Below are 25,652 nucleotides of genomic sequence, written 5' to 3'. Positions count from 1 at the left end.
CAGCATGAAGGTCCAAGGAAACGCGATCCTGAACGCCCCTGCCGACAAGGTCTGGGCGGCGCTGAACGACCCTGCCGTGCTCACCCGCACGATCCCCGGCTGCGAGAAGCTGGAGGAGACCGGTCCCGACGCGTACCGGATGACGGTGACGATGGGCGTCGCCTCGATCAAGGGCACCTACCTGGGCAACGTGCAGCTGACCGACCAGGTGCCGCCGGGCTCGTTCATGCTCAAGGCGTCCGGCTCGGGCGGTCCGGGTACGGTCAGCGCCGAGGTGAAGGTGACGCTGGAGGACATCGACGGCGGCCGGACGCGGTTGGAGTACGACGCGGAGGCCGTGGTCGGCGGCGTGATCGGCGGTGTCGGGCAGCGCATGCTGACCGGGGTGGCCAAGAAGACGGCCGGCGAGTTCTTCAAGTCGGTGGACAAGATCCTGACCGGGCAGACGCCGCTGACGGCCGCGCCGAAGGGCGGCGTACCGGCGGCGGTCAACGGAACCTCCGTGGTGGCGACGGCGGATGGCGGCGCGGTCGCGGCTCCGGCGGGTACGTACGCGGCCCCGGCGTCCGCCTTCTCCGGCGACGACTTCGCCAAGGGCGCGCTGTTCGGCGCGGCGGTGGCGCTGCTCGGCGCGATCGTCGGCGGCGTGATCGCGCGTCGGCGCTGATCCGGTTCGTTTCGGGAAGGGAGCGACAACCATGCGTGCGTTCACGGCGGCGGCCGTTCAGGTCGTGCCTCGCCCGGGGCCGCTCACGGCGGCGGTGGTCGAGGCGAACATCACCCACGCGTTGCAGTGGGTGACCCGCTGCGTCGAGTCGACCGGCGCGGAGTTGGTGGTACTGCCGGAGAGTGTGACCACCGGCTTCACCCCGGCGCTGCCCGCCGAGGAGTTGTGGGACCTGGTGGACGCCATCCCCGGCCGACTCACCGAGCCGTTCCGGGAGCGGGCCCGGGAGTTGGGCGTGCACCTGGTGTGGGGCACGTACGAGCGCGGCGCCGGGCGCGGCGAGGTGTACAACTCGTCGGTGCTGGCCGGTCCCGACGGGCAGGTGCTCGGCGTGTACCGCAAGACCCACCCCTTCGGCCCCGAACTGCGCTCGCGCGGTGGGTGGGTCACGCCGGGCGAGCACGTCAGCGTGGTGGAGACCGACCTCGGTCGGATCGGCATGATCATCTGCTTCGACGGCGACTATCCGGAGCTGAGCCGGATCCAGGCCGTGCAGGGCGCCGAGGTGATCTGCCGGCCGTCGGCGCTGCTGCGCTCCGCCGACCTGTGGGAACTCACCAACCGCGCACGGGCGTACGACAACCACGTCTACGTCGTCGGCGCCAACGCCACCGGCAGCGACCCGGCGGGCGTGCTGTACTTCGGCAACTCGATGATCGTCACGCCGGGCGCCGAGGTGATCGCGCGCGGATCCTCCCACGAGGGCTGGGTCTCGGCCCGGCTCGACCCGGAGCGCGCGTTGGCGTCGCTGACCCCGGGTTCGAGCGTGCCGCAGGTGTTCGACCACCTGGCGGACCGCAATCTGGACCTGATCGCCAACTACGCGGACGATTTGGTGCGCCCGGCGAAGACGACGTACCCGCACGGGTAGTACACCGGCGACGGGCCGGGCGCGACGGGCCGGCGGGGTGCTCCCCCGTCGGCCCGTCGCGCGTAGCATGCAGGCGACACACCGCCGTACGGGGGGATCCGACATGGAGTACCTGTTCTACTGTCGCGACCGGCCGGGAACGCGGCCGCTGCGGGACGAACTCCTGGAAGCGCACTGGGCGTTCATGGACGGCTACGCCGAGGGCATGATCGCCCGGGGGCCGACGTTCGCCGCCGACGGGGAGACCGTGACCGGCAGTGTGCACATCGTCGATCTGCCGAATGCCGACGCCGTACGGGAGTTCGCCTACGACGAGCCGAACCACCGGGCGGGTGTGTACGAGCCGGAGGTGTTGATCCGCCGGTGGGGCAACACGCTGGGCCGGAAGATGTGGGACTTCGAGGGGAGTTCTCCGGCCGGCCCGCGCTTTTTGATCCTCGCCCACGCTCGGCCCGGCAGCACCGCGGCCCGGGACGCGCTGCACGCCGAACAGCGCCGCCATCTGCTCGACGGCGAGCACGCCGGGTCGCTGATCGTGTGCGGGCCGCTGCTGTCCGAGGACGGTGCGCGGTGGCTGGGCACCGCGATCCTGGCCGAACTCCCGGACCACGACGCGGCCGAGGCGCTGCTCGGGCGGAGCCCGTACGCGCGGGCCGATCTGTACGCGAGCATCGAGGCGCACGGTTGGTGCTTCGGCGGCCGGGATCGGGACGAGGACTGACCGGCTCGGCCGCTATTTGCCGAAGCGGCGCTCGCGCGTGGCGTACGAACGCAGTGCGCGCAGGAAGTCCACGTGCCGGAAGGCCGGCCAGTAGCAGTCCACCCAGTGCATCTCGGCGTATGCGGACTGCCAGAGCAGGAAGCCGGACAACCGCTGCTCGCCGGATGTGCGGATGATGAAGTCGGTGTGGGCGGCGGTCGGCGAGTACAGATGCCGCGAGATGTCCTCGATCTCGAACCGCTCGACCAGTTCGGCCGGGTCGCCGCCGGCCGCCATGTGCTGCTCGAACGCGCTCTTGACCGCGTCGACGATCTCCCGCCGGCCGCCGTACCCGACCGCGACGTCGACCCTGAGCCCGCCGCGTCCGGCCGTCGCGGCGGTGGCCTCCTTGAGCACCCGGGCGCCGGCACCGGGCAGCATGTCCAGCGAGCCGATCACCTGGACCTCCCAGGAGCGGCCTACGGCGGTGATGTCCCGGACGGTCTCCTCAATGATCTCGATCAGCGGGCCCAGTTCCTCGGCGGGCCGGCCGAGGTTGTCGTCGGAGAGCATGAACAGGGTCACGTGCTCGATCCCGGCGGCGCTGCACCAGCCCAGGAACTCGGTCACCTTCGCACCACCGGCCCGGTAGCCCTCGCGGACGTCGGAGTGTCCCGCCTTGCGCGCCCAGCGCCGATTGCCGTCGAGCATGATCCCGACATTCTGCGGACGCGGCAGCCCGACCAGGGTGGAGGCCAGCCGGCGCTCGTACACCGCCTCGATCGGCCGTCGAATGAACAGCGGGAGCAGCTTCATGACCTTCTCCGTCGCATCACGTCGTGGCAGCCTCGGCGGACCCTACCAGGGGGTCACCGCACCCGCTTCGCCAAGCGCCCCCAAGGCCGTTACCACACAGGCTACTTGCCCGGGTGGTGCGCCCGATGGACGCGCCGGGGTGAAGGCAGTCGGCACGACGCTTCGCTCATTCCCGCGCCGCAATACGTCGATGACCGACTCCGCCGGGGTCTGCGAGACTCGATCCGTCAAAAGCTCGAATCGATCTGCATGATGCGGAGACGTGAAGGCATGGCGGGCGAGGGTTTCTCGTGGCTGCTGCGAGGCGATCTTCTGGGGTTGAGTCTCGCCTTTGGACGCGAGATGGGAGTCGAGACACTTTTACACCGCATGGGTGCCGATCCGACGACTGTGGCCCTTCGCGGTCAGGATGCCGATCTCAATCCGGACGGATACCCGAGCTACCGAGAGGAACTTGGTGACCTGAGCTACGAAGAGGATGGCTATGTAGTGCGGGCGGGGGTCTATGGGGACTGGGCCTGGGCCTGGGAGGAGACGTCCTGGCAGTGCGTCGCGGACGCGGAACTGATCAAGCGGGTCTCCTCGGGGACCGTCGCCCTGACGATTTTTCACAACCTCGACGGCTCGACCGCCCTCGCCTATGCGGAGGACGGGGTGGTCATCACGGTTCTCGACACTCTTCGCGATCCACTGCTCCGAGGAGTGGGCGGATCGGATCCCGAACGATTTCGCACCTTTCTCCCCGCCGTCGACGACGGCTTCGACGACCCGTTGGCAATGATTCTGACATTCGTCGAGCAGCATTTCGGAGCGGGCATCCGAGAGGCTGATCTCATGCGCCACCCGGTTTGGAGCGCTCGTCTGATTCCGACCTAGGAGTGCCGATCCGGGGCGGGCGCGATGACTTTCGCACCCGCCCCCGAGTCCGACCCGCGATCGGTCGTACGGCTAACCTCGCGTACTGACGTGGCAGACCGTCATGGGGTCGCAATTCTCGAAACCGGGCGTCTGCGCATACCAGTCGTCACCGACGAGAACGCGGTTGTTCGCGAAGAAGAGGATGCCGATCCGATTGGCGGCCCCGCTGTTCTGGGCCAGCGGGATGCTCCCTCGGGCACATGGTTCGTTCCACGTCGGCATCGGACTCACCCGGGTGTCGTAGTCGAGTTTCCAGGACTTGTCGGGCTGTTGCTCGGCGAAGAATTGCGCACACTGTTTACCGCTCGTCACTCCGGACTGTGTACGCCCACTCTGTTTGGTGACGGCGAACGCGTACTCGTCACAGCTGGAACCTGTCGTCCGCGGATGCTTCACCCATTCGGCAACCGCAAGCTCGCACAAAACGCCGCGATTCGCCTTGCGTGTGGCATCGTCGACACGGGTGAGCGGTGATTTCGCATCCTTGTCGCCGTAGTGCCCCGGCAGCCGTTTCTGGGCCACCCAATACATCGCGGCGGCGATCGGTTCCCGTGCCGTGTTGATGAGGTAGGACGGGGTGTACTCCGGAAATACGCAGCCCGGTGGTCGACCCCCGATAAACTTGTCGCACCGAACCCTGAGATCGGGCTTGTTCCAGGTGGTGGACGCCGGTTTTGGGGATTTCGGCGTGGTGAACATGAGCTGCCAATCGAGCTGCATCGTCTCCTGGATGCCCGGCCCTGCCTGGGTATTGGTCCACGTATTCCGTATGTTTCCGATGAGCGCGTGTCCATCGCCGGCAAGCCAGGTTCGCGACGCGTTCCAGGCGGTCCCGGACGTACCGCAGTTCCCCGGGCAACGGGCGGTAAAGGTGGAGAGATTGATCTGCCCGAACACGGGAGGTATCGGCTCGATCGGCACGATGAGCAATGCCTGGTCGAATTCGGCCAGGTCCTTGTTCAGTCTGAACTCCTGCTGGATCGCGAACGGAGCCGCGCCCACCTGTTCCTCGTTCTGGTCCACGAAGACGGCGGTCACCGTCGAATGCAGACACCCTTCGAACCGCGTCACCCGATCGTCGAGATAGGTGGAGCACCACGGGACGAGCCCCGCGCCCGGTATGGCCGAGGTGGTGGGCATCGCCGAGGTCAGGGGGCCGCTACGGATGCAGGTGCGTATCCCGGTGGCCGGGTCGGGAGCACCGCAGTCGCGATCCGCCGCTTTGGCCGACGGAGTGCCGTTCACGGGTTGGGGAACCTCGACCGCCTCGCGATCCGGGGCATCGGGGTCCGCGTCCGGGACCACGATGTCGGGCATGTGCGAGAACTCGCCCGGGACGACGGCTATCGCGTCGAAGGCGATGTCCTTGTCCCCCGTACCCAGGGGAGAGATGCCGGCGAGTCGAACCTCCGGTACGGCCGAGCCGAATCGGAACCTGCCGATGTCGACCCACCGATTTCCACTGCCCGACCCAGCCGTCCTCTGGTCGACCGTCACGAATTGGGGTCCGTCGTCGGTGCGAACCTCGTACGTCGCGGTCGTCTGGGCGCCGTGATCGGGCAGGTGGACCTTGACTTCGACCTCCCCTCCCGGCTTCTTGTTCGCCTGCCAGACTCCGGGATCGAGTTTCCAGGCGCCCGTCACCTTGAGCAGTTGGCCCTTGGCATCGTCGACCCGCGTGTGCGCGAAGTAGAAGTGACCCCCGAATCCGCCTCCGAGTTGGTGGGTGTCGACCTTGGCGGGAAACGAGGTGGCGCCCGGGTCGTTCCCGAAGGTCATGGTGAAGGTGCCCGCGTTGGTCCACGGGTGTCCACAGTTGGGACGGATCGACGGCACGTTGTCGGCAAGGTCGTCGATGACCAGGGCTCCGGCGGGGAGTCCTCCGAGGGCGCAGTTGGGCGGGTAGGCGGTGCCGTCGGCTTCTTCCGGATAGGTGGTGTTGAACCGGACGAGGTCGTTGCCGCAGGAGTAGTCGCAGTCGAGTTTGTAGGTGACGGGTTCGTTCCACCAGCACTTGTGGTCGGCGCGGGTACACGGGCCCACGCCGGGGTCGTTGGAGGCGCCGTCGGTGATCTTGGTGGCGTCGCAGGCGTTCTCGGGGGCGCAGAAGAGGCCCTCCGGGGGTTTTGCCTGGGCGCGGTAGTACTTGGCGTTGCCGACGGTGGTGGCGTCGCCGTCGCGGCCGTTCCACCACGCCTGGCGGTAGCCGGCGACCATCTTGCCGGGTGATTCGAGTCCTTCGAGGGGGTGGCCGGCCCAGCCGATGACCTTTTCCTGGTAGGGCCAGTCCTGGGGGTGGGCGGCGTCGGGGTAGTTGTCGCTGCCGTCGGCCTTCTCGAGGAACGGCAGGCGTCCGGCGTCCCATTCGGGGTTGGCGGGGTTGTTGGCCCAGCCCACGCCCCAGGGGCCGCCGTCACCGGGGTTGGGGTAGAAGCCGGAGTTGTAGGCCCACAGGGCGAAGTACCAGTTCTCGATCTTCGCGGAGTTGCCGTTGTTGACGATCAGGCCGTTGTCGTGGGTGACGTTCCACTTCTCGACGAGGATTTGCAGGCCCGCGGCGATGTTGGCGGTGTAGTCGAGGGCGACGGCGCGTTGTTGCTGGTAGTCCCAGGCGGGGAGTTTGCCGTCCTCGCGGCCGGCGAGGCGCATGTGGTCGGTGACCTGGGTGATGCCGTAGCCGCAGTCGGCCTTGGACCAGTCGATGTCCCAGTCGTTGCCGGGGATCCCGTCGTAGTAGTTGATCCCGTAGTAGTTGCCGATCAGCGGGTTGCCGGTGACGCCGGGGACGGTGGTGCGCGAGGCCTGCCACATGTTGGATTCCTGCGCGGTGACGCCGAGCATCACCTGGGCGGGGACGCGGCTGCCGCCGCCGGACAGGGCCTGGAGCGGGAACATCGCCTGCGGTCGGTAGGCGGGCATGCCCAGGTTCTTCCAGTTGGCGGGTCGGCTGACCTTGTTGTCGAGGTTGCCGACGATGGCCTGGTCGACGGCCCATTCCACCTGGCGGGGCTTGGGCTGCATGGCCTGGTTGCGCGGGTCGTTGCGGGGCACGGCGCAGGTGCGTTCCGCCTCGACGATCTGCGTCGAGCTCCCCGGTGGGCGGGGGTCGGTGAGGGTCTGCGTGCTGCCCGGCGGGGCGGCCTGCGGATCCTTGGGCGCGGGGAGTCTGGGGGAACGATCCCTGCCCTGGCCGATATGGGGGGCGGGCTTGGCTGCCGGGTCGACGACGGCGGAGGCGGTGCGGCCGGTGGCGCGGATGGTGAGGTCGATGCTCACCGGGCGGGCGGCGACGGCCGCGTCCGGCTCGACGCGGGTGTCCTTGCCGTCCGCCCACGCGGTGCGGGTCAGGACGCTCTCGCCGCGGGTACCCACCTTGGCGTCCTTCGGGGAGCCCGGTAACAGCCGTGCGATGTCGGGAAGTTTCCCGGTGGTCTGCTTGGCGGGGCCGGTGACGTAGACCGTTCCGGCGGCGTCGCGGGTCAGGCCGGTCTCGGTGAGCGGCCCGGCCGCCAGCTCGGTCGGTTTGGTCTTCTTCGCGTCGGGTTCGCGGATCTGGCCGGCGGTGACGCGCTCGGCCGCCGCGCGTTCGGGCGCGGCGGCGGTGGTCTTGGCCCCGGTCGGGGCGGTGAGCTTGTCGAGGAAGACCACGCCGCCGTCCTTGTCGGCGGTGAGCCGGAAGGGGACGCCGCGGGTCGTCGCGAGCCGGGTGCTCGCGCCGTTGGCCTCGATCCGCACGAGGGCCCCGCCGTCGGCGGCGACAATGCCGCCGTCCTTGACCGGCACGGCCGAGGTGACCTGCCCCTTGGTCTCGACCGCGGGAGCCAGGGCACCGGTGACGGCGTCGACGCGCACGAGCCGGGTGGAGGTCTTGTCCTCGCCCGGGGACTGCGTCAGGACCGCGCTCTCGTCGACTCCGCAGCCGGGGTTGTAGTACGACAGCGACGCCTGCAGGTCGAGCTTGGTGACCTGCCCGGAAGCCAGGTCGACGACCGCCGTGAACCCGCCCCGGGCCATCAGTCGGGGCTTGTTCGTGAACGTGCGCGGCGCGTAGACCACCACCGCCCGCTCCCCCGACCCGGTCACACAGGCATTACCGATCCACGTGTCGGAATCGAAGCCCGGTTCGGACAGACTGGCCGCGGTACGCCACCCGTACCCGTCCCTGGCGTCGGCGACCATGACGTGGAACCCGTCCGCGTCACCGGTGGTCGTCCACGCCCGATCCCGCGAGACCACCGGGGCCGCCGGGGTCGAATCGCGGCGTTCGCCGGCGCCCGCGCTGCCCGCGAAGGACGTCAACGCCACAAGCGTCGCCGCACCCAGGGCGGTTCGACGATGCGGCGTGCGGACCTGCCTTCGTTTTCTGGTACTTCGCATGGGGGCCTCTCACATGGGGAGCACGCGCCGATCGACGCGCACGACCACCCGCGTACAGACGGCGTGAACCGTCGTGGACGCGGGTGGAGTTCGGGGTCGCATCGACCGGCGGACATGCGGATGCCTCGTGGAGAAGCCGGTTCAGTCGCAGTTGGTCGCGTTGCGGATCGCATCGATGAGGACCGTGCCGCCTGCGGAGGTGCGCATGATCGCGTATACCTTTCCGCAGCCGCCTCGGGCGCGATAGACGGGCCCGGCGTAGCTGGAGAAATTACCGGAGTCCTCCGCACACCCGTCGGCGATCCAGTTCGAGCACAGTTTGAGTTTCATCCACTTCGACCCGCTCGTGTTGTTGTCGAAAATGGCACACGTGGGGTCGTTGTCGGGGATATTGTCCGGGCTTGGAATCCGATACGTGAACAGCGTACCGAGGCGATTGGATGCGTCTGGTAAACGGAACGCGTTCTCCAGGATGTAGCCGTTGCCGCATACCACGGCGGCGGCCTTGACCGCAGCCGGATCGGCCGCCGCGACGGATCGCGTTGCGGCATCGGCCCCTGCGGAGATCTCGACGGCAGCACCCTCGCCGGTCTCGTCGGCCTGGGCCTGCGGTGCGCCCAGACCCATCGCGGCAACGACCGCGACGGCGAGCATGGATCGTGCGGCGAGCCTGGTGACGGGCATGCGTATATCCCCTTTGCGTATGGGCGGATCGCCGAATCCGGGAAACCGGAATTCTCCATTCGGCGACGTACTCGACGTGCTGCGGATCAATCGATCTTGCGGGGCGCAGGAAATGGCATTCCGCAACACGGCAGAGTGAATCGGTGCCCCGGGAATGATGTCAAGGGTTGGATATCGAGGCGATCACGCAGCGTGGCGATGCCTGCGCCGCGCGACTGCCGCCCGGATCAAGGCCGCATCGCCCGCGCACAACCCTGCGACGCACCCTCGGGCCTTCAGGTCCTCGGAGCGAACTCCACTCACTCTCCGAGGTGGCGTGAGCCGAATCACAGTCGATGTCCGCACAGGCGTCTTCTCGACCGGGCCGCAGCGGGAGGTGGCGGTCGCGTGTTGCGCTCGGGGATCCGTGGTCAGCGCGGTCGGGGCTTGAGCAGGTTCGTGACGAGGGTGTCGACCAGGGCGCGCGGGATGGTCGAGCCGGTCATCGCGCGGTACACGATCGGGCCGACGAGGGCGTCCATCGTGGCGTCGGGGGCCAGGTCGGGGGCGATCTCGCCGGCGGCGGTGGCGCGGGCGAGCAGGTCGCGTTCGGCGGCGCGGCGGGGGTCGAGATAGCGCTCGTGCAGCGAGGCGGCCGTGGCGGAGTGGTGCTGGGCCTCGGCAAGGAGCGCGAGCAGGACTCGGCCCGCCGGATCGCGTGTGACGAAGCGCGCGAAGGCCCGCAGATAGCGCCGGATGCTGTCGGCCGTCGGCTGCTCCTCCGTCGGCACCGGAAAGCGCTTCTCGCTGTCCTCGATGAGGACGTCCAGCAGGATTTCGACCTTCGAGGGCCACCATCGGTAGATCGTCTGCTTGGCGACACCGGCCCGGCGGGCGATGGACTCGATGGTCAGCGCACCGAAGCCGTGCTCGACGAGCAGGTCGTCTGCGGCGTGGAGCACGGCCAGACGCGCGGCCTCGTCGCGCCGATTCCCGGAGTGCGCCCTGGGGGGCGGAGAGCTGGCGGCGGACATGGGGACACCGTACCGGTCGGCACCGCCACGATCCAGTCTTGACGCAACGTCTTGTCTAGACACGACGTCGCGTCTAGATTGAGGCCATCGACCCCACGAAGGAGCAAATGTGTCCAGCACCACCACGTCCCCGCGCCGGGCCCTCGTCATCGGCGCCTCCCGAGGCCTGGGCCTCGTCCTCGCCGACGAACTGGTTCGACGCGACTGGCAGGTCACGGCGACCGTGCGCGCGGACGGCGACGAACTGCGCGCGATGGCCCGCCGCTCGGGCGGCAGGCTGACGGTCGAGTCGTTGGAGATGACCAGCGCCGAGGATCTGGCGTCGCTGCGTAAGCACCTGGCGGGCACGCGACTCGACCTGCTCTTCGTCAACGCCGCGATCGATCGGGGCAATCTGCCGATCGACCAGGTCCCGACGGAGATGTTCACCGAGGTGATGGTCACCAACGCGTTCAGCCCGATGCGCGCCCTCGAAGCACTGCGCGAACTCGTCGCGCCGGGCGGCACGGTCGCGGTCATGTCCTCCGACCAGGGCAGCATCTCGCGCAACACCGAGGGCGGTTACGAGCTGTACAAGGCCAGCAAGGCCGCCCTCAACCAGCTGATGCGCAGTTACACGACCCGCCACGCCGACGACGCCCACACCAAGCTCCTCATCGACCCGGGCCACAACCGGACCAGGCTGGGCGGCTTCGACGCCCCCTTGGCCCCCGAGGAGAGCATCCCGTCGGTGGTCGACGTCCTGGAGGCACAAGCGGGCGCCCCCGGCCTCCAGTTCCTGGACCTGAATGGCGAGGTGGTGCCCTGGTAGTTCCGGGGCTCCACGCACACGAATCCCATGATCACCCGATGCGCTGATTCGGCGACATTCGGTGAGTTTCGGCCACTAGCATGGCGTCGGAATCACCGAGCGAGAATGCTCCTAATTGCACTCGCGCACGGTGTTTTTCGCTGGGACGCAGAACGTTCTTGCCGGGGTGGGACGTTCGCCGAGACACTGAAATCGTGTGCGGAGGAACGAAAGATGATCGAGGATATCGAGTCGGCCACACCCGCCCTGTGCCGCCTGCAACTGGGCGCAGAGTTGCGCCGGTTGCGACACCGAGCCGATCTGAAGTCGAGCCAGGTGGCGAAAAGGCTCCTGTGGAGCCCGTCGAAGGTGACGCGGCTAGAGTACGGGGACAACGTGGTGGTCGAGCCGGAAGATGCGGTCATGTTGTGCGAGTTGTACCGGGCGGATCCGGCAACGCGGACGCTGCTGAGGGACTATGCCGTGGTAACCAAGACGAAAGAGGACCGGTGGGCATCCGGCGGGGATGACGCCCTCGTCCGCCCGACCCTCCACGCCTTCATCGGACTGGAAGCCTCGGCAGTCGCACTCCGCTGCTACGCGTCCGACTACGTGCCGGGTTTGCTGCAAACCGAGGCATACGCTCGGGCCACCCACAAGGCGGTGCCGGGGATGTTCAGCACCGAGGAGATCGAGGCACGAGTCGCGACTCGGATGGCCCGAAAAGAGGTGCTGCACCGAGCGGAAGCTCCCTTGGACCTCCGCGTCATCCTGAGCGAGTCCGTACTGCTTCGCCACGCAGGAGGGTCGGCCGTGGCACGTAAGCAACTCGAGCACATCGCCGAGGTCTCGACTCTCGACAACGTGCAGGTGCAGGTGCTGCCGTTCAGCCTGGGGATCCACGCGGGCATGAGCGGGCCGTTCACCCTGATCCGATTTGCCAAAAATTCTACATTGAGGCCGATCGTCTACTTGGAAAACATGGCCGCGAGCTGGGTCGTCGGCCAAGCAACCGTGATCGACGGTTATGAGCGCGCTTTCAGCGATCTCCAAGCGCTCGCCCCGGGCCCACAGGAAGCGCGCGAGATGATCCACGAGGCAATCAGGGAGATGTGATCCGTGGCTACGAGAAAGTGGTTCAAGTCCAGCTACAGCATTCCGGACAACGATTGCATCGAAGGGTCCCTAGCCCCCGACGACGCAATCTCGATACGCGACTCCAAGGCCCCCGCCCAGGGCACCTTCCTCTTCCGTGAAGCCACTTGGGCCCCGTTCCTGACCGCCCTCAAGAACGAACGGCCGACTCCCTGAATGCGCTGACCGGCGACCCCCCCGGGGGGCGTCGCCGGTCCCAACTCACCCGGTCGCGGCGGCGGCCAAGCGCGTGCGTACCGTCTCCACGAACGTGCGCGCGTCCGCGGATTCCGGGTCGGCGACAATCGCCTCGATCGTGGAACCGGCCGCGTGCTTCGGGTCGAGCGCGCGCGCATCCGCCGCGACGGCTCGGGCCCACCGCAGTGCCTCCGGGTTGTCCGCTGTCGCCGCGATCATCAACAGACCCACGAGTCCATAGAAGAGGTTCGCCCTGTCCGCCGCAGCCATCGCGGCCGAGGAATCCTCCTCGCCCAACAGGGTCAGCGCTTCGAGGTAGACCCCGCGAAGCGCGTGCGGCACTCCCCAAGCCAGCAGGTGGTCCCGAATCAGCCGAGGCACTGTCAAGTCCCGTGCAGGCGCGGCGAATGCCCTCTCCAGGTCGGCGAGTGCCCGTGTCCACCTGCCCTGCGCGAGACGAGTCGTGGCAAGCATCGCGCATGTCGGCCCGTCGTCCGACGGCGCACCCGTCGAGGTCAACAACGTCTCGGCGTCCACGAAGTTGAAGGCCCGAATGAGCAGTCCCGCGCGGTGCAACCGACCGACGTAGGCGCCCGAGGTCAGCGTCAGGACCGCGTCCAGGACCCGCATCGCCTCATCTTCCGAGCCCGACTCGGTTTCCTTGCGGGCGTGTTCGAGAAGCGGGCGGTGGGGGCTCTCGATCGCGAGCAGAGCCGCGCGCTCGGCCGCCGGCACCGCCTCCGTGCGGTGCCCTGTGGCGAGCAGCATGCGCCAATGCCAACAGGCGAGTTCGAGGTGGTCCGGAAACCGGGACGCGGCGGCCCGCGCGAGGTCCAGGGCATCGGCGGCCCGGGCGAGTTTCACACCGGCGTCGATGGCAACGAGGTACATGTGGGGGATGTCGTCGTACCCGTCGGCGAGCAGGCCGGTCGCCAGATCGTATGCGGCGACGTGGTCCTCGTCCTCGGCGGCGATGGCCATCGCCGCTTCGCGGCCCACGCGGTGCGTCGGGTCGGCGGCCAGGATCGCGGTGACCAACACGCGGGCCTGCTCGGCCGCCGCCCTGGGCCAGGTGTGTTCCGACCGCTTCGCCTCCCGCCACAGGGTCCGGGCCAACCATGCCTGCTCGGTGAGGAGTCGGGCATCTTCGCCGGCCGCTCCCGGTTCGTTGAGGTGGGGACGCCCGACGGCGCGGCACGCCAGTGCGTGGACATCGGCCAACTGCTCGCAGAAGCCGTTGGTCTCGATGTCTCTGATCACACCGCGGACGGCCCTCGGCGACGGATCCAAACGCAGGCAGTTCGTCAGCAGGCCACGCGCCTCCTCGACCTTCCCCAGCCGCATCTTGACCAACGCCATGTCCGCCAGGTTGTCGGTGCTGTGCGGGGCGCGGGCGAGGGCCTCGGCCAACGCGACCTCCGCGTCCGACCAGCGCTTGCTCCGGCTGTGAGTGCGAGCGCGGACCTCATACCCGATGCCGCTGTGCGGATCCAGCCGAATGGCCTCGTCGGCGGCCGCGAGCGCTTCGCCCGTGCGGCCCGGAAGCCTGGCCAAAACCCGGCCCAACAACGTCCATGAGTCGGCGGCGTCGGGGGTGACTTCGACGGTGCGGCGGGCGTGCGACTCGGCTTCGACCAGTCGTCGCCGGCGAAGGTGAATCCACGCGAGGCGCCGATGGCCTTCCCTGGCGTTGGGGTAACGGGTGACCAGGAGGGAGGCGACCTCGGCGGCCTCTTTCATGCGGTCGTCGAGATACAACAACCACGCGAGATGTGACAGGCCGCCGAAGTGGTCGGGATCGGCTGCGAGGACGCGGCGCAGTGCGGCCTCGGCTTCGGGGTACCTGCGGATGTCGATCAGGTTTCGCGCCCGTTCGACGTCCTTGCCCCGTGCGTCCTTCGTCCCGCCGCCCGGCATCAGAGCAGCTTCTTCTCGCGGAGGTAGGCAACCAGATCGTCGTATGCGCCGCCTTCGTTCGCGAACAGCGCCACCGACTTGGCCGCCTCGAACCAGGAGGAGACCGAGGGCCGCAACTCGCCCGGGGCGGCGGCGAAATCGGGCATGCCGATGAGCCGCACCCCACCGGTGCGGATCGAGTCGACGAGCGCCTTCTCGGCGGCCGACTCGCACAGGTGCGCCAGGTCCGCTCCCGAATAGCCATCGGTGCGCCCGGCGAGCGCGGGTACGTCGATCTCGCAGATCGGACGGTCCTGCAGGTGGAAGCGCAGGATCTGCTCGCGCGCGGGCGCGTCCGGTGGCAGGACCAGCAGGGTGCGATCGAAGCGGCCGGGGCGGCGCAGCGCGGGGTCGACGTCCCACGGGCTGTTGGTGGCGCCGAGGACGAACACGCCCTCGTTCCCGGCGTCGACGGAATCCAGTTCCTGGAGGAACTGGTTGACGGTGGTGCGCATGGCGCTGCTGTTCAGTTGGCTCCGGCGTCGGCCCAGGGCGTCGATCTCGTCGAAGAACAGCACGCAGGGGGCTTGGCGGCGTGCGGCCACGAAGATCTCGTGCATGTTCCGTTCGGAGTTGCCGATCCACATTTCCAGCACGTCCGAGATGCCGACCGAGACGAACGACGCGCCGAGTTCGCCGGCCACCGCCCGCGCGATGAACGTCTTGCCGCAACCCGGCGGGCCGTACAGCAGGAGGCCGCCGCGCAGCGACTTGCCGTACAGGCGGCGTAGTTCGGGGTTGCGCATGGGGGCGAGGAACGCGCTGTGGAGGCGGTCCTTGACGTGTTGGAGGCCGCCCACGTCGGCGAGCGTGACGGTGGGGCGCTCTGTCTCGAACGTGTCGGCGGGGCCCTGCGCGTCGTGGTTGGCGACCCGGAAGCGCTCGGGCTGCGGAGTATCGCCCAGATCGTTCTCGGCGGCCGACCAGTCGAAGGACCCCGTCCCGGCGTCGGCCGGGGTCCCGGACGGTTCGGCGGCGGGCCCCGCGGCCTCGGCCGGCGCGGAGCCGGCGGCCCGACCGACCGCCACGGCCATCAGCTCACGGGCGGCGGCCGAATCCGGATCCAGTTTCAGCGCCTCGGTGATCTCCATGACGGCGTCGACCGCCGCGCCGGCGGCGATAGGGCTTCCGCAAGATGCAGCCGGTATCCGGGCCGATCGGGCGCCGCCGCCACCGCTTGCCGCAGCGCCTGGATCAGGGGATTTTCGGGCGAGCCCGGCACCGACATGCACTTCCCTCCGTGGACTCCGCAGAAACCTATCCGCACCGCCGGTCCGACACGATGTTCCCGCGCGTTCCGGCCGATCGGTGCGGCGAATTCCGCGCTCGACGTACGGCGGACGGGCGGGCGGGCAGGTGCGGCCGGGGAGGTTGTCGGCGTCGATGCGGATCCACATGCCGCCCCTTCCTCATCGATCCCGTCGGCCCGCACCGCCGGTGCGGTAGCGGCCCGGGGTGGTGCCGATGATGTGGGTGAAGGCGGTGATGAAGCTGCTCGGGTTGGCCCATCCGCACGCGTGGGCGGTTCGGGTGGTGTCGTGGCCGTCGGCGAGGAGTACGAGCGCGTGGTGGATGCGGAGTTGGGTGCGCAACTCGTGGAAGGTCATGCCGAGTTCGTCGCGCAGCAGGCGGCTGAGGGTGCGCGAGCCGGCGCCGACCGCGCGTCCGAGTTCGGCCAGGGTGGAGTTGTCCGCCGGGGTCTGGGACAGGATGCGCGCGAGGGATCGCAGGCGATCGTCCTGCGGCTCCGGCAGGTGCAGTGGCTGCTCGCGCGTCTCCCGCAGTTCGTCGACGAGCACACGAAGCAGGCGGGAACGGGCGCCGCGGCTGTACGCCTGTGCGGCGGAACCGCCGTCGCCGCGCGGCGGCCCGGTCAGCGCGAGCAGGACCTCGCGCGCGAGGCCGGAGGCCAGGAACACGGCGGGCCGGTCCGGGATGCGCCGGGCCAGGGACGGGGCGAGGAAGACGATGCGCATGTCGGTGTCGCCGTGGGCCCGGTGCCGGTGGAGGCAATCGGCGGGGGTCCAGGCGATCCGGTCGGCCGGGACGATCGACGTGCCCCGGTCGGTGTGCACCGTCAGGACGCCGCCGGCCGCGTACACCAGGTGTCCGCGCGAGTGCGACTGCGGCGCGCTCGCTCCGCCGGACGGCCAGAGGTGGCGCCCGCCGGAGGGCCACACTTCCGACGTCACACCGGCGCTTCCACGCGGTTGGCGGGTATCGGGCATGATCCGGCAGCTTATCGGTGGTCGGCCAGGCCCCGCCGTGGTGACCTGGAATGGTCCCCAGCCGCCGACGGCGTATCCCGCGATGCCGCCGCGGTCGAAGAGTCGAAGAAAGGAAAGCCCATGACGACATTCGTACTCGTACCCGGCGCCTGGCACGGCGCGTGGTCGTTCGACCCGGTGGTACCGCTCCTGGAGCGTGCCGGGCACACCGTCCACGCCCTCACCCTGACCGGGTTGCGACCCGACGACGACGCCGCGACGGTGGCCACCGCCAACCTGGACACGCACGCGGACGACGTACTGCGCCTCCTCGATCGGGCCCACTCCACCGACGTGACCCTGGTCGGCCACAGCTACGGCGGCATGGTGATCTCGGCCGCCGCCGACCGCGCGGGAGGCCGGGTCACGCGCCTCGTACACCTCGACGCCTACGTCCCGCGCGACGGCGAATCGTGCTGGTCCTCCACCACCGACGGCTATCGCCAAAAGTTCCTGGCGGGCGCCGCAACCAACGGCTACGCCGTACTTCCCCCCGCCGGCGGCGACCCCCGCCGCCGCCCCCACCCCTTCGCCTCGTTCACCCAGGCGATCCGCCTCACCGGCGCCGTCGACCGGGTCCCCCGCCGCGACTTCGTCTACTGCTCCGGCTGGGAGGACGGCACCCCCTTCACCCACCTCCGCACCCGCCTCCAAGCCGACCCGACCTGGCAGGTCCACGACCTCCCCACAGTCCACAACGCCATGCGCGAAGCCCCGAGAGCCGTCGCCGCACTCCTGTGACGAGGGGCGAGGGCGAGGGCGAGGTCGGAGCAGGTGCCGGTCGGGACGAGAAGCCCTCGGCCGTCCGACCTCGATCCCGGAGGACGGTGCGGAATTCGAGCGGGTCAGCGGCCGAAGGGAGCGCCGCAGACCGTCGCCGGCCGGCGACGTGTCGGCATTGATTTTGCCGGTCAGATAGCCCTTCCCGAGCGGACTGTAGGGCACCAGACCAATGCCCAGCTTCTCCAGGGTCGGAATAGTCTCGGTCTCGGGCTCTCGTGTCCAGAGCGAGTATTCACTTTGCAGCGCCGTCACAGGCTGCACGGCGTGGGCGCGGCTGATCGTCGTCGCGGCGGCCTCCGAAAGACCGAAGTGCTTTACCTTACCCTCGGTTATCAGCTCGCTTACCGTGCCGGCCACCTCTTCGATGGGCACGTCGGGATCGACACGGTGTTGATAGGAGCAGGCGGGCCTGCCCGCTTACGGCGGAAATCGCCGGGTCAAAGGTCTGCGTCGCGAGGAGGTGGCGCTACTGGCGGGGGTATCGGTCGACTACTACGTGCGCATGGAGCGCGGCAGCCTCGCCGGCGTCTCCGATGGCGTGCTCGACGCGTTGGCCTCCGCCCTGCAACTCGACGAGGCCGAACGCGACCACCTGTTCCACCTCGCGCGCCGATCCGGGTCGACCGGCGGCCCACGTCGACCCAGGGCCGGCGCGACGGTGCGCTCGACCCTGCATCAGGTGCTCGACGCGATCTCCGCCGCGCCGGCCTGGATCGGCAACGGATGTTACGACGTGCTCGCGATGAATCAGCTCGCTCGCGCGCTGTACTCACCGGTCCTGGCGGACCTGCGACGGCCCGCGAACACAGCGCGGTTCGTCTATCTGAACCCCGAGGCGGCCCGGGATTTCTTCGTCGACTACGACCACATCGCCGGCGCCGTGGCCGCGAAGCTGCGCATGGAAGCCGGCCGCGATCCGCACGACGAGAAGCTGATCGCCCTGGTCGGCGAACTGTCGACGTGCAGTGAGCTGTTCCGGCAGCGGTGGGCATCCCAGGACGTGCGGCTGCACCGATCCGGACGCAAGCGGATGCACCATCCGATCGTGGGCCGGCTCGACCTGGACGTCGAGTCCCTGGAACTGCCCGCCGAACCCGGCCTGTACCTCAACGTCTACACCGCACCCGCGGGCACGCAGACCGCCGACAATCTGGCACTCCTGGCCTCGTGGGCGGCCACCCAACACACGTCGGCAACCGGGCTGGAAGCACGCAACGGATAGTCCGACGGGCCGATCCATCACGGCGCCGTGGCGAGTGCGTGGTGCGCCCACTGCCACCTCGGCGCTCTCGCGCGCATGGTTACCATGCGATGGCTCCTTGGTCGTCGAAGAAGCCGCCTCGGGGGCCGTCGTCGGGCAGGGTGGCGAGGTGAAGGGCGATCGCGGCGCCCTGCTCCGGTGTGCGTTCCCCGGCGAATCCGGTGAAGTCGGTTGCGACATACCCGGGGCATGCCACGTTCACGATGATGTTCGTGTCGGCAAAACGGCGGGCGTACTGTGCTGTGACGCTGTTGAGCATCGACTTGGAGGGTGCGTAGGCGGCCATGACGGGGCCGGTCTGCAGCGTCAGCGAGCCCATGTTGCTGGACATGTTGACGATCCGGGGCGATGCGGCGCGGCTGAGCAGCGAGAGCATCGCGTTCGTCACCCGCACGACCCCGAACACGTTCGTTTCCAGGACCGTGCGTAGGACGTCGAGGTCGAGGGTCGTGGGGTCCTGCGCCCCGTTTTCGAAGCGGCCGGAGATTCCCGCGTTGTTGACGAGGACGTCGAGTCGCCCGGCTTCCTTCTCGATGCTCGCCGCCGCGGCGGCGACGCTGTCGTCGGAGGTGACGTCGAGGGCGACTCCGAATGTCTCGATGCCTGCGGCACGCAACCGCTCCACGGCCTCCTTGCGGCGGGTGTCGTCACGCGCCCCCACGGCGACAGTGAAGCCGAGGGTTCCGAGGCCCTGAGCGATGGCGAAGCCGATTCCCTTGTTGGCGCCGGTGACCAGGGCTGTCTTGGTGTTGTTCATGCTGCCCATGCTCAGCGCGGGACTTCCGTATCGTCCAATATCGATCAAGTACGCTGTGATACCCGGCGGGTATCACAAGGTGGATGGTGTAGGTGCGTGGACGACCTGGAGAGCCGTGAGCTGCGGTACTTCGTTGCAGTCGCCGAGGAACTGCACTTCGGGCGCGCGGCCCAGCGGCTCGGGATCGCGCAGCCCCCGCTGTCGCGCGCCATCCGGCAGTTGGAACGCCGGCTCGGCGTCCAACTCCTGGACCGGGACCGACGGGGGGTGGCCCTCACCGACGCCGGCGGTGTGCTGCTACGTGAGGCCCGGGTAGCCCTCGATGCGGTCACGGCTGCCGCGCGCCGGACCCGACGGGCAGCGGATCCCCAGCGGCCGCTGCTACTGGTGACGAAAGCCGGCGCATCACACGAGCTGCTGCGACGACTCCTTGCCGCGTCGGCAGCCGACAGCGATTCGGCACCGCTCGAAGTTGTCCTGTGTGAGGTCGGTGAGCAGGCACAATTCCTGCGCACCGGGCGCGCGGATGTGGCTCTCATGCACCGGCCGGTCGACGACCTGGCCGGGTTCGATACCGAAGACCTCTGCACCGAAGGCCAAGTCGCCCTCCTGCCGTCCGGACACCCGCTTGCCGCACGTCCCCGGCTCACCCTCGCGGACGTCGGCAACGTGCCGGACCTCCCCATCGCCCGATGGCCCCGGCTCGACGGCTCCTATCCCGACGGCCCCGGGCCGGAGGTGCACACCCAGTCACAACTCGCTCAGCTCGTCGCGCTCGGCAAGACCCTGCTCGTCATCCCCGCCTCCAGCCGCGCCTGGCAGTGGCCCGACCATGTCGCGGTGCCCGTCGTCGACGCCCCCGACATCACGACCGTGCTCGCTTGGCCGGCCGGCCATCACTCATCGGCCCTCGCCGCACTGACCCGAGCCGCGGCCGGGCTTCGCAACACGCCCCCGGCTGCGCTCACAGCCTGAACCCTCGCCACCCGACTCCGCGGATGTCAACGGGGACCAACCAGAGCTCTATCGCCACCAACCCCCGTGCACAGAACGGCTAGTCGGGCAGGGTGCGGCCCAGTTTGCGGAGCAGGTGGGTGAGTGTGGCCTGTTCGTCGGGGGTCAGGCCGGCGAGGAGGTGGGACTCGTTGTCGAGGTGTTCGCCGACCAGGTCGTCGATCAACTCCCGGCCCTGGTCCGTGAGTCGGATCAACCGGCCTCGGGCATCGCCTTCGGCGGCGCGGCGGGTCACCAGTCCGGCGCGTTCCAAGCGGTCGACGCGCTTGGTCACCGCACCCGAGGTGACCATCGTCGACCCGCTCAGCTCACCGGCGTTCAGCTCGAACGGCGCACCGGAGCGGCGCAGCGTGGCCAGGACGTCGAACTCGCCCCGTCCCATGTCGTATCGGCCGAAGACCCGGAGCAGCCGCTCCTCCAACGCCCAGTGCAGGCGCGAGATCCGGCCGATCACATGCATCGGGCTCGGGTCGAGGTCCGGCCGCTCGCGTCGCCACTGGCCGACGATGCGATCGAGGGCGTCGGCATCGACATCGGCGCCGGCGGGCGGGGTGGGGGCGGGGTCCTGGGCCATGCTTGACGATCCTTTCCATGGAAAGTAATCTGCTTTCCATGGAAAGTATCTAGGCCGCCACGCCTGGACACAAATCGGCGACCCCATCGGCGGCCTTCGCCTCACCGGAAAGCAGAAATGTCAACGAACGCACACCCCCACTCGGCCCTGCGGTCGTGGCTGGGCGTCGCGGTCATCACCGCGAGCCTGTTCACCTTCGTCACCACCGAACTCATGCCCGTCGGCCTGCTCACCCCGATCGGCTCCAGCCTGGACATCTCGGTGGGCGTCGCCGGGCTGATGGTCACCCTGTACGGCGTCTCGGCCGGACTCGGCGTCCCGTTCATCGTCGCCTGGACCCGCCGCGTCAACCGGCGCACGCTGCTCACCGTGCTGCTCGCGGTATTGGCGCTGGGCAACCTGATCACCGCGATCGCGCCCAACTACCCGCTCGTACTGGCCGCTCGGCTCGTCATGGGCTTCGCCAACGGCGTCTTCTGGGCCATAGGCGTGAGCATGGCGATGCGCCTGGTCCCCGAACACCACGCGAACCGCGCGGCGGCCGTGGCGCTGTCCGGCATCTCCATCGCCACCGTGGTCGGCATCCCCCTGGGCACCTTCCTGGAGGACCTGACCGGTTGGCGGACCACGTTCCTGATCTGGAGCGGCCTGAGCGCGGTCGTCTTCCTCGCCGTCGCGGTCACCGTCCCGTCGCTGCCGTCGCAGAACGCGGTGCCTGCCCGGGAGGTCTTCGGCCTGGCGGTCAAGAACGTTCCGCTGCGGCTGGTGATGATCACCGTCGTGCTGTACGTCCTCGGGCACTTCGGGGCGTACACCTTCGTCCGGCCGTTCCTGGAGGAGAAGTCGTCGGCCACGCCGGGCTTCGTCACCGCGCTGCTGATCGTGTACGGAATAGGCGGCGCGACAGGCAACTTCGTCGCCGGGTACACCGTCGGCAAACGCCTGCACGGCACTTTCGTCGTCGCCCTCGCCGGGATCGTGGCGGCCCTCGTACTCCTGCTGACCATCGGTCGCTCGCGCACCGGCGCGATCATCGCCCTGGCCCTGTGGGGCCTCTGCTTCGGTGCGGTGAACCTGTGCCAGATCAACCTGACGCTGGCCGCCGCACCGGACACCTTCGAAGCGGCCATGTCCATCAACACCCTCGGCTACAACACGTCGATCGCCCTCGGCGCGCTGTTCGGCGGCCTGCTCACCGACCATGTGGGCGTCGCCGGCGCCGTCGGCTTCGGCGTCGCCCTCACCACGGTCGCGCTGGCCCTCACCCTCACCACCCGCCGAACCGGCGAGCGGCCCCGGGCGGTGACCGAGGACGCGCTTGCCTAGGATCGAAGATCGACGCCGATCCCGACGAACGGGGGGACCGGGCGGAGTCGAAGGGACGGACAGACCGGATGGACCCGACCGGCACACCGACCGAAGCCGACTGGGCGGCACATCGTCCGGCGGTGTTCGGGGCGGCCTACCGGATCCTCGGCACAGTCGCCGACGCCGAGGACGTCACTCAGGAGGTCTGGTTGCGCTGCGCCGGCGCGGACCTGTCCGAAGTACGAAACCTGCGGGCCTGGTTGGTCACCACGGCCGCCCGTACCTCGTACAACGTGCTGAAATCGGCGCGGGTCCGACGCGAGTGCTACGTCGGGCCCTGGCTGCCCGAACCGCTGCCCACCGGGCCGGACGCCTCCGTCCGGGTGCTGATCGACGAATCGGTGGGCACCGCGATGCTGGTGGTCATGGAGACGCTGTCCCCGGCCGAACGCGTCGCACTCGTCCTGCACGACGTCTTCGACTTCCCGTTCGGCCGGATCGCCGAGGTGCTCGGCGGCACGCCCGCCGCCGCCCGCAAACTCGCCTCCCGCGCGCGGGCGCGGGTCGCGGCGGTTCGGGAGCGGCCCCGGGCGAGCAGGGCCGAGACCGAACGTGTCCTGCGGGCGTTCGAGGGCGCGGCAGACGCGGGGGACATGGCCGGCCTGGTCGGGTTGCTGCACCCCGACGCCGTCTACATCGGCGACGGCGGCGGCAAGGCGACGGCCGCGCGCAGGCCGGTGCACGGCGCCGAGACGATCGCCCTGCTGGCGATCAGGTCGACCGCGGTCCGGCTCCCCGACGCGTTCCGGATCATCGAGGTGAACGGGTACCCGGCGCTGGCCACCTACCGTGCCGGCGAACCGGTCTGGCTGGACACCGTGGACATCGCCGACGGACGGATCACCACGTTCCGGCGACTGGCCAATCCCGAAAAGCTCGCCGGCATCGGTCACATCTGATTCCGCCGTCTTGTCTCCCTGCCGAATCCCCTCTCGATCGAGGGGAGAAGCCTGAAGGGGAGGACGACACGATGGCACACGTCGTGATCATCGGAGGCGGTTTCGCGGGCGTATGGAGCGCGGCGGGAGCGGCGCTGGCCCGCCGGGACGCGGATCTGCGGATCACCCTCATCGCGCCGAACGAGCATCTGGTGCTGCGGCCGCGACTGTACGAGCCGGAGCCGGATCTGGCCAAGGTCGAACTCGGCCGCATCCTCGACCCGATCGGCGTCCGGCAGCTGCGGGCCTCGGTCGACGTGATCGACACCGCGCGCCGTGTGGTGGTGGCCGACGGCGAGAAGGTCGCCTACGACCGACTGATCCTGGCGGCGGGCAGCAAACTCGTCGCGCCCACGGATCTGCCCGGCGCCGAACGGCTTTTCGACATCGACACGCTGACCGGCGCCCGGCGGCTCACCGACCATCTGCGCGGGCGCGCGGACCACTCCGCCGTGGTCGTCGGCGCCGGGTTCGTCGGTTTGGAGGCCGCGACCGCGCTGGCCGCCCGGGGACGGGTGTTGCTGGTCGATCGCTCGGAGGTGGTCGGCGACGCGCTCGGACCCGGTCCGCGCGCGGAGATCGAGGCGGCGCTGGACAAGCTGGGCATCGAACGCCGCCTCGGGACGACGGTCACCGGGGTCGGTGCGGGCCACGCCGTCCTGTCCGACGGGACCCGGGTCGACGCGGACGCGGTGGTCTGGTGCGTGGGGATGCGGGCCGGCGAACTGACGCGGCAGATCCCCGCCCGACTCGACCACCTCGGCCGAGTGCCGGTGGACCACCGACTGCGCGCGCTGCCCGAGGTGTTCGTCGCCGGGGACATGGCCGCGGCGGCGTTCGACGCCGAGCACACGGTGATGCAGGCATGCCAACACGCCACTCCGCTCGGCAAGGTCGCCGGGTACAACGCGGCGGCCGACCTGCTCGGCATGCCGCTGCGCGACTTCACCCCCGGTCCGTACGTCACCTGCCTGGACCTGGGCGCCGCCGGAGCGGTGTTCACCCGGGGCTGGGATCGCCGGGTGATGGCTTCAGGCGCCGACGGCGCGGCCATCAAGTCGCGGATCAACCAGGCCATCCATCCGCCGGTGGACGACGCACGCGAGATTCTCGCCGCCGCCGACCGCGTCCACATCGAACTCCCCTTCTTCCCACGCGCGGAGAAGGACGCCGCACCCGCCACTTGACCCCACGGAACGCGGCGACCGCTCGGCCGCCGCGTTCCCCCGACCGCCGGCCTTTTGCCTGCCCGCGGGATTGCCCCAGGGTCAACTCGGGGCAACAGGAGTTGAGTTCAGCAAACGGACGGATTCCCCGAGCGCGGTGCGCCACGGATCCGACGGGCGCCCGGCCGCGGCCGGACCTCGGCCGGCCGTCCGCACCGGGTCGAGGGGGAGTCGTGGAGCGCACCGAGTGGGTCGGCTTCGTTCGGTTGGCCCGGTTGCGGTTCCTGCTCTACAACATGCTGCCCGTCGCGCTCGGCGGGGCGGTGGCGGTGCACGAGGGGCATCGGATCGACCTCGGTTGGTACGCGCTGGCCCAGGGGTTCGCGTGGGTCACCCATCTGATGACGCACTACTGCAACGAATACTTCGATCTCGACGCGGACCGCGCCAACCGCTACCACACCCCCTGGACCGGCGGCAGCCGTGCCCTGGTCGACGGCCTGATCCGGCCGATCGTCTCGCTGTCCACCGCCTTCGTACTGCTCACCGGCGCCGTATTCGTCGCCGTCGCGATGCCCACGCTGCCCACCCGCCTGACGGCCGCCGCCGGCATCACGCTCGCGTGGTTCTACACCGCGCCGCCGCTGCGACTGAACTATCGCGGCCTGGGCGAGGTGACCGTGGCCGTCGGCCTGAACGGGATCTGGCCGATCGTGGCGGTATCGCTGCTCGCGGGCGGCGTGCCCGGGCTGATCCTGCTGATCCTGGCCCCGACCGCGCTGTTGCAGGCGGCGCGGATGATGGTGATGAACCTCGCCGACATCGAGTCCGACACCCGGGTCGGCAAACGCACCCTGCCGGTCCTGCTCGGGCCGCGCCGGGTCATCGTGATCTTCACGCTGTGTCAGATCACGGCGTATGCGGCGCTGGTCGTGTTCGCGCTTGCCGGATGGATCCCCTGGCCGGTTTGCGCGGCGATGGCGAGCACGGCGCCGCTGTCGGTGTGGTTGGTACTTCGGCTGCGGTCCGGTGCGCTCGCCGACCACGACCCGCGCCGGATGACGCCCGTGGTGTTCTGGGCCTCCAACCACGTCGCCCTGATCGTGTGCGCCGCGCTGATCGGCGTACTGGCCGAGACCGCGACGGATCCGCAGGTCAACGACGGTATGGCCGGCTCGTTGAGCTTCCTGACCGCGATCCTGGCGGCCTTCCTCGTGCTGTTCGGCGTGCGCCTGTTCACGGCCCTGCGCCGGCTGCGCCGGGTGGACGAAAGCACTCCGGTCCCGTGTCCCACCGAGAAGGCCGCGACCTGAACCCGGTCGTGGTGGACGGGGTCCGAG

23 protein-coding genes and 1 pseudogene are annotated in these 25,652 nt (G+C 69.4%); 14 read left to right on the top strand and 10 right to left on the bottom strand.

Annotated features, from left to right (window positions below):
• Positions 1-4: 4 nt before the first annotated feature.
• The 3 genes from B4N89_RS34770 to B4N89_RS34760 all read left to right on the top strand — a co-directional run bounded on the left by B4N89_RS34770 (position 5) and on the right by B4N89_RS34760 (position 2,319).
• Positions 5-667, top strand: coding sequence for an SRPBCC family protein (locus tag B4N89_RS34770; RefSeq protein ID WP_078980439.1), 663 nt, complete (start codon positions 5-7; stop codon positions 665-667).
• 31 nt (positions 668-698) lie between these two features.
• A complete protein-coding gene (locus B4N89_RS34765) occupies positions 699-1,598 on the top strand; it encodes a carbon-nitrogen hydrolase family protein (RefSeq protein ID WP_078980438.1) in 900 nt (299 codons plus the stop codon).
• Between the two features lie 103 nt (positions 1,599-1,701).
• Positions 1,702-2,319: a YciI family protein gene (locus B4N89_RS34760; protein ID WP_078980437.1), complete on the top strand. Its 618-nt coding sequence runs from the start codon at positions 1,702-1,704 to the stop codon at positions 2,317-2,319.
• A gap of 12 nt (positions 2,320-2,331) precedes the next feature.
• Here B4N89_RS34760 and B4N89_RS34755 read toward each other — a convergent pair whose 3' ends face one another.
• A complete protein-coding gene (locus B4N89_RS34755) occupies positions 2,332-3,114 on the bottom strand; it encodes an isoprenyl transferase (protein ID WP_078980436.1) in 783 nt (260 codons plus the stop codon).
• Positions 3,115-3,384: 270 nt separating this feature from the next.
• Here B4N89_RS34755 and B4N89_RS34750 point away from each other — a divergent pair, with 270 nt between their 5' ends.
• On the top strand, positions 3,385-3,990 hold the full coding sequence (locus B4N89_RS34750; RefSeq protein WP_078980435.1) for a DUF6461 domain-containing protein: 606 nt from the start codon (positions 3,385-3,387) through the stop codon (positions 3,988-3,990).
• Positions 3,991-4,062: 72 nt separating this feature from the next.
• Here B4N89_RS34750 and B4N89_RS52760 read toward each other — a convergent pair whose 3' ends face one another.
• From B4N89_RS52760 to B4N89_RS34735, 3 genes are all read right to left on the bottom strand, one after another.
• Entirely contained in the window at positions 4,063-8,331 is a 4,269-nt protein-coding gene (locus tag B4N89_RS52760; protein WP_143658184.1) for a hypothetical protein, read from the bottom strand.
• A gap of 219 nt (positions 8,332-8,550) precedes the next feature.
• A complete protein-coding gene (locus B4N89_RS34740; protein WP_078980433.1) occupies positions 8,551-9,093 on the bottom strand; it encodes a hypothetical protein in 543 nt (180 codons plus the stop codon).
• A gap of 410 nt (positions 9,094-9,503) precedes the next feature.
• Positions 9,504-10,106 (bottom strand): TetR/AcrR family transcriptional regulator, encoded by a 603-nt coding sequence (locus tag B4N89_RS34735; RefSeq protein ID WP_078980432.1) that lies wholly within the window; start codon positions 10,104-10,106, stop codon positions 9,504-9,506.
• A 109-nt stretch (positions 10,107-10,215) separates the two neighbouring features.
• On the opposite strand from B4N89_RS34735, the gene B4N89_RS34730 reads away from it, so the two are divergent.
• The 3 genes from B4N89_RS34730 to B4N89_RS34720 all read left to right on the top strand — a co-directional run bounded on the left by B4N89_RS34730 (position 10,216) and on the right by B4N89_RS34720 (position 12,207).
• Positions 10,216-10,917, top strand: coding sequence for an SDR family NAD(P)-dependent oxidoreductase (locus B4N89_RS34730; protein WP_078980431.1), 702 nt, complete (start codon positions 10,216-10,218; stop codon positions 10,915-10,917).
• A gap of 213 nt (positions 10,918-11,130) precedes the next feature.
• A complete protein-coding gene (locus B4N89_RS34725) occupies positions 11,131-12,012 on the top strand; it encodes a helix-turn-helix domain-containing protein (RefSeq protein WP_078980430.1) in 882 nt (293 codons plus the stop codon).
• Positions 12,013-12,015: 3 nt separating this feature from the next.
• On the top strand, positions 12,016-12,207 hold the full coding sequence (locus B4N89_RS34720; RefSeq protein WP_078980429.1) for a DUF397 domain-containing protein: 192 nt from the start codon (positions 12,016-12,018) through the stop codon (positions 12,205-12,207).
• 45 nt (positions 12,208-12,252) lie between these two features.
• Here B4N89_RS34720 and B4N89_RS34715 read toward each other — a convergent pair whose 3' ends face one another.
• The 3 genes from B4N89_RS34715 to B4N89_RS34705 all read right to left on the bottom strand — a co-directional run bounded on the left by B4N89_RS34715 (position 12,253) and on the right by B4N89_RS34705 (position 16,376).
• Positions 12,253-14,145: a CHAT domain-containing protein gene (locus B4N89_RS34715; protein WP_078980428.1), complete on the bottom strand. Its 1,893-nt coding sequence runs from the start codon at positions 14,143-14,145 to the stop codon at positions 12,253-12,255.
• Complete coding sequence (locus B4N89_RS34710) at positions 14,145-15,275, bottom strand: ATP-binding protein (RefSeq protein WP_321170737.1); 1,131 nt, start codon at positions 15,273-15,275, stop codon at positions 14,145-14,147. Before B4N89_RS34710 ends, B4N89_RS34715 begins: the two co-directional genes overlap by 1 nt.
• Before the next feature lie 318 nt (positions 15,276-15,593).
• Positions 15,594-16,376 carry an AraC family transcriptional regulator gene (locus B4N89_RS34705; protein WP_235619084.1) on the bottom strand — a complete coding sequence of 261 codons (783 nt, stop codon included), beginning with the start codon at positions 16,374-16,376 and terminating at the stop codon, positions 15,594-15,596.
• Between the two features lie 156 nt (positions 16,377-16,532).
• Between B4N89_RS34705 and B4N89_RS34700 the strand changes: the two genes are divergently transcribed.
• The gene (locus B4N89_RS34700; protein ID WP_078980740.1) at positions 16,533-17,192 is read left to right on the top strand and encodes an alpha/beta fold hydrolase; all 660 of its coding nucleotides are present in this window, start codon (positions 16,533-16,535) and stop codon (positions 17,190-17,192) included.
• A gap of 120 nt (positions 17,193-17,312) precedes the next feature.
• Here the strand turns inward: B4N89_RS34700 and B4N89_RS53450 are convergent.
• A pseudogene (locus B4N89_RS53450) lies at positions 17,313-17,618 on the bottom strand (aldo/keto reductase); the annotation flags it as partial.
• 25 nt (positions 17,619-17,643) lie between these two features.
• Here B4N89_RS53450 and B4N89_RS34690 point away from each other — a divergent pair.
• On the top strand, positions 17,644-18,456 hold the full coding sequence (locus tag B4N89_RS34690; protein ID WP_078980427.1) for a helix-turn-helix transcriptional regulator: 813 nt from the start codon (positions 17,644-17,646) through the stop codon (positions 18,454-18,456).
• A gap of 79 nt (positions 18,457-18,535) precedes the next feature.
• Here the strand turns inward: B4N89_RS34690 and B4N89_RS34685 are convergent, their stop codons facing one another.
• The gene (locus B4N89_RS34685; protein WP_078980739.1) at positions 18,536-19,252 is read right to left on the bottom strand and encodes an SDR family oxidoreductase; all 717 of its coding nucleotides are present in this window, start codon (positions 19,250-19,252) and stop codon (positions 18,536-18,538) included.
• A gap of 96 nt (positions 19,253-19,348) precedes the next feature.
• Between B4N89_RS34685 and B4N89_RS34680 the strand changes: the two genes are divergently transcribed.
• Positions 19,349-20,227: a LysR family transcriptional regulator gene (locus B4N89_RS34680; RefSeq protein WP_078980426.1), complete on the top strand. Its 879-nt coding sequence runs from the start codon at positions 19,349-19,351 to the stop codon at positions 20,225-20,227.
• 79 nt (positions 20,228-20,306) lie between these two features.
• On the opposite strand, the gene B4N89_RS34675 is transcribed toward B4N89_RS34680, so the two are convergent.
• Entirely contained in the window at positions 20,307-20,840 is a 534-nt protein-coding gene (locus B4N89_RS34675) for a MarR family winged helix-turn-helix transcriptional regulator (protein WP_078980425.1), read from the bottom strand.
• A 117-nt stretch (positions 20,841-20,957) separates the two neighbouring features.
• Here B4N89_RS34675 and B4N89_RS34670 point away from each other — a divergent pair, with 117 nt between their 5' ends.
• From B4N89_RS34670 to B4N89_RS34655, 4 genes are all read left to right on the top strand, one after another.
• On the top strand, positions 20,958-22,166 hold the full coding sequence (locus tag B4N89_RS34670) for an MFS transporter (RefSeq protein WP_078980424.1): 1,209 nt from the start codon (positions 20,958-20,960) through the stop codon (positions 22,164-22,166).
• A 68-nt stretch (positions 22,167-22,234) separates the two neighbouring features.
• On the top strand, positions 22,235-23,107 hold the full coding sequence (gene sigJ, locus B4N89_RS34665) for an RNA polymerase sigma factor SigJ (RefSeq protein WP_078980423.1): 873 nt from the start codon (positions 22,235-22,237) through the stop codon (positions 23,105-23,107).
• A gap of 71 nt (positions 23,108-23,178) precedes the next feature.
• A complete protein-coding gene (locus B4N89_RS34660; protein WP_078980422.1) occupies positions 23,179-24,333 on the top strand; it encodes an NAD(P)/FAD-dependent oxidoreductase in 1,155 nt (384 codons plus the stop codon).
• Positions 24,334-24,545: 212 nt separating this feature from the next.
• Complete coding sequence (locus tag B4N89_RS34655) at positions 24,546-25,625, top strand: prenyltransferase (RefSeq protein ID WP_078980421.1); 1,080 nt, start codon at positions 24,546-24,548, stop codon at positions 25,623-25,625.
• The last annotated feature ends 27 nt before the right edge of the window (positions 25,626-25,652 follow it).

Origin of the sequence: Embleya scabrispora (assembly GCF_002024165.1) — a bacterium.
Classification (GTDB): domain Bacteria; phylum Actinomycetota; class Actinomycetes; order Streptomycetales; family Streptomycetaceae; genus Embleya; species Embleya scabrispora_A.
Note: the sequence above shows the minus strand (reverse complement) of the source record. Positions and strands in the feature narration are given on the sequence as shown.

What these genes read in the sequence shown, in the direction of transcription:
- B4N89_RS34755 (WP_078980436.1), bottom strand. Translation starts at nt 3,114, where the DNA reads ATGAAGCTGCTCCCGCTGTTCATTCGACGGCCGATCGAGGCGGTGTAC.
- B4N89_RS34740 (WP_078980433.1), bottom strand. Translation starts at nt 9,093, where the DNA reads ATGCCCGTCACCAGGCTCGCCGCACGATCCATGCTCGCCGTCGCGGTC.
- B4N89_RS34675 (WP_078980425.1), bottom strand. Translation starts at nt 20,840, where the DNA reads ATGGCCCAGGACCCCGCCCCCACCCCGCCCGCCGGCGCCGATGTCGAT.
- B4N89_RS34685 (WP_078980739.1), bottom strand. Translation starts at nt 19,252, where the DNA reads ATGAACAACACCAAGACAGCCCTGGTCACCGGCGCCAACAAGGGAATC.
- B4N89_RS34770 (WP_078980439.1), top strand. Translation starts at nt 5, where the DNA reads ATGAAGGTCCAAGGAAACGCGATCCTGAACGCCCCTGCCGACAAGGTC.
- B4N89_RS34660 (WP_078980422.1), top strand. Translation starts at nt 23,179, where the DNA reads ATGGCACACGTCGTGATCATCGGAGGCGGTTTCGCGGGCGTATGGAGC.
- B4N89_RS34670 (WP_078980424.1), top strand. Translation starts at nt 20,958, where the DNA reads ATGTCAACGAACGCACACCCCCACTCGGCCCTGCGGTCGTGGCTGGGC.
- B4N89_RS34750 (WP_078980435.1), top strand. Translation starts at nt 3,385, where the DNA reads ATGGCGGGCGAGGGTTTCTCGTGGCTGCTGCGAGGCGATCTTCTGGGG.
- sigJ (WP_078980423.1), top strand. Translation starts at nt 22,235, where the DNA reads ATGGACCCGACCGGCACACCGACCGAAGCCGACTGGGCGGCACATCGT.
- B4N89_RS34760 (WP_078980437.1), top strand. Translation starts at nt 1,702, where the DNA reads ATGGAGTACCTGTTCTACTGTCGCGACCGGCCGGGAACGCGGCCGCTG.
- B4N89_RS34725 (WP_078980430.1), top strand. Translation starts at nt 11,131, where the DNA reads ATGATCGAGGATATCGAGTCGGCCACACCCGCCCTGTGCCGCCTGCAA.
- B4N89_RS34715 (WP_078980428.1), bottom strand. Translation starts at nt 14,145, where the DNA reads ATGCCGGGCGGCGGGACGAAGGACGCACGGGGCAAGGACGTCGAACGG.
- B4N89_RS34710 (WP_321170737.1), bottom strand. Translation starts at nt 15,275, where the DNA reads ATGGAGATCACCGAGGCGCTGAAACTGGATCCGGATTCGGCCGCCGCC.
- B4N89_RS34765 (WP_078980438.1), top strand. Translation starts at nt 699, where the DNA reads ATGCGTGCGTTCACGGCGGCGGCCGTTCAGGTCGTGCCTCGCCCGGGG.
- B4N89_RS34735 (WP_078980432.1), bottom strand. Translation starts at nt 10,106, where the DNA reads ATGTCCGCCGCCAGCTCTCCGCCCCCCAGGGCGCACTCCGGGAATCGG.
- B4N89_RS34700 (WP_078980740.1), top strand. Translation starts at nt 16,533, where the DNA reads ATGACGACATTCGTACTCGTACCCGGCGCCTGGCACGGCGCGTGGTCG.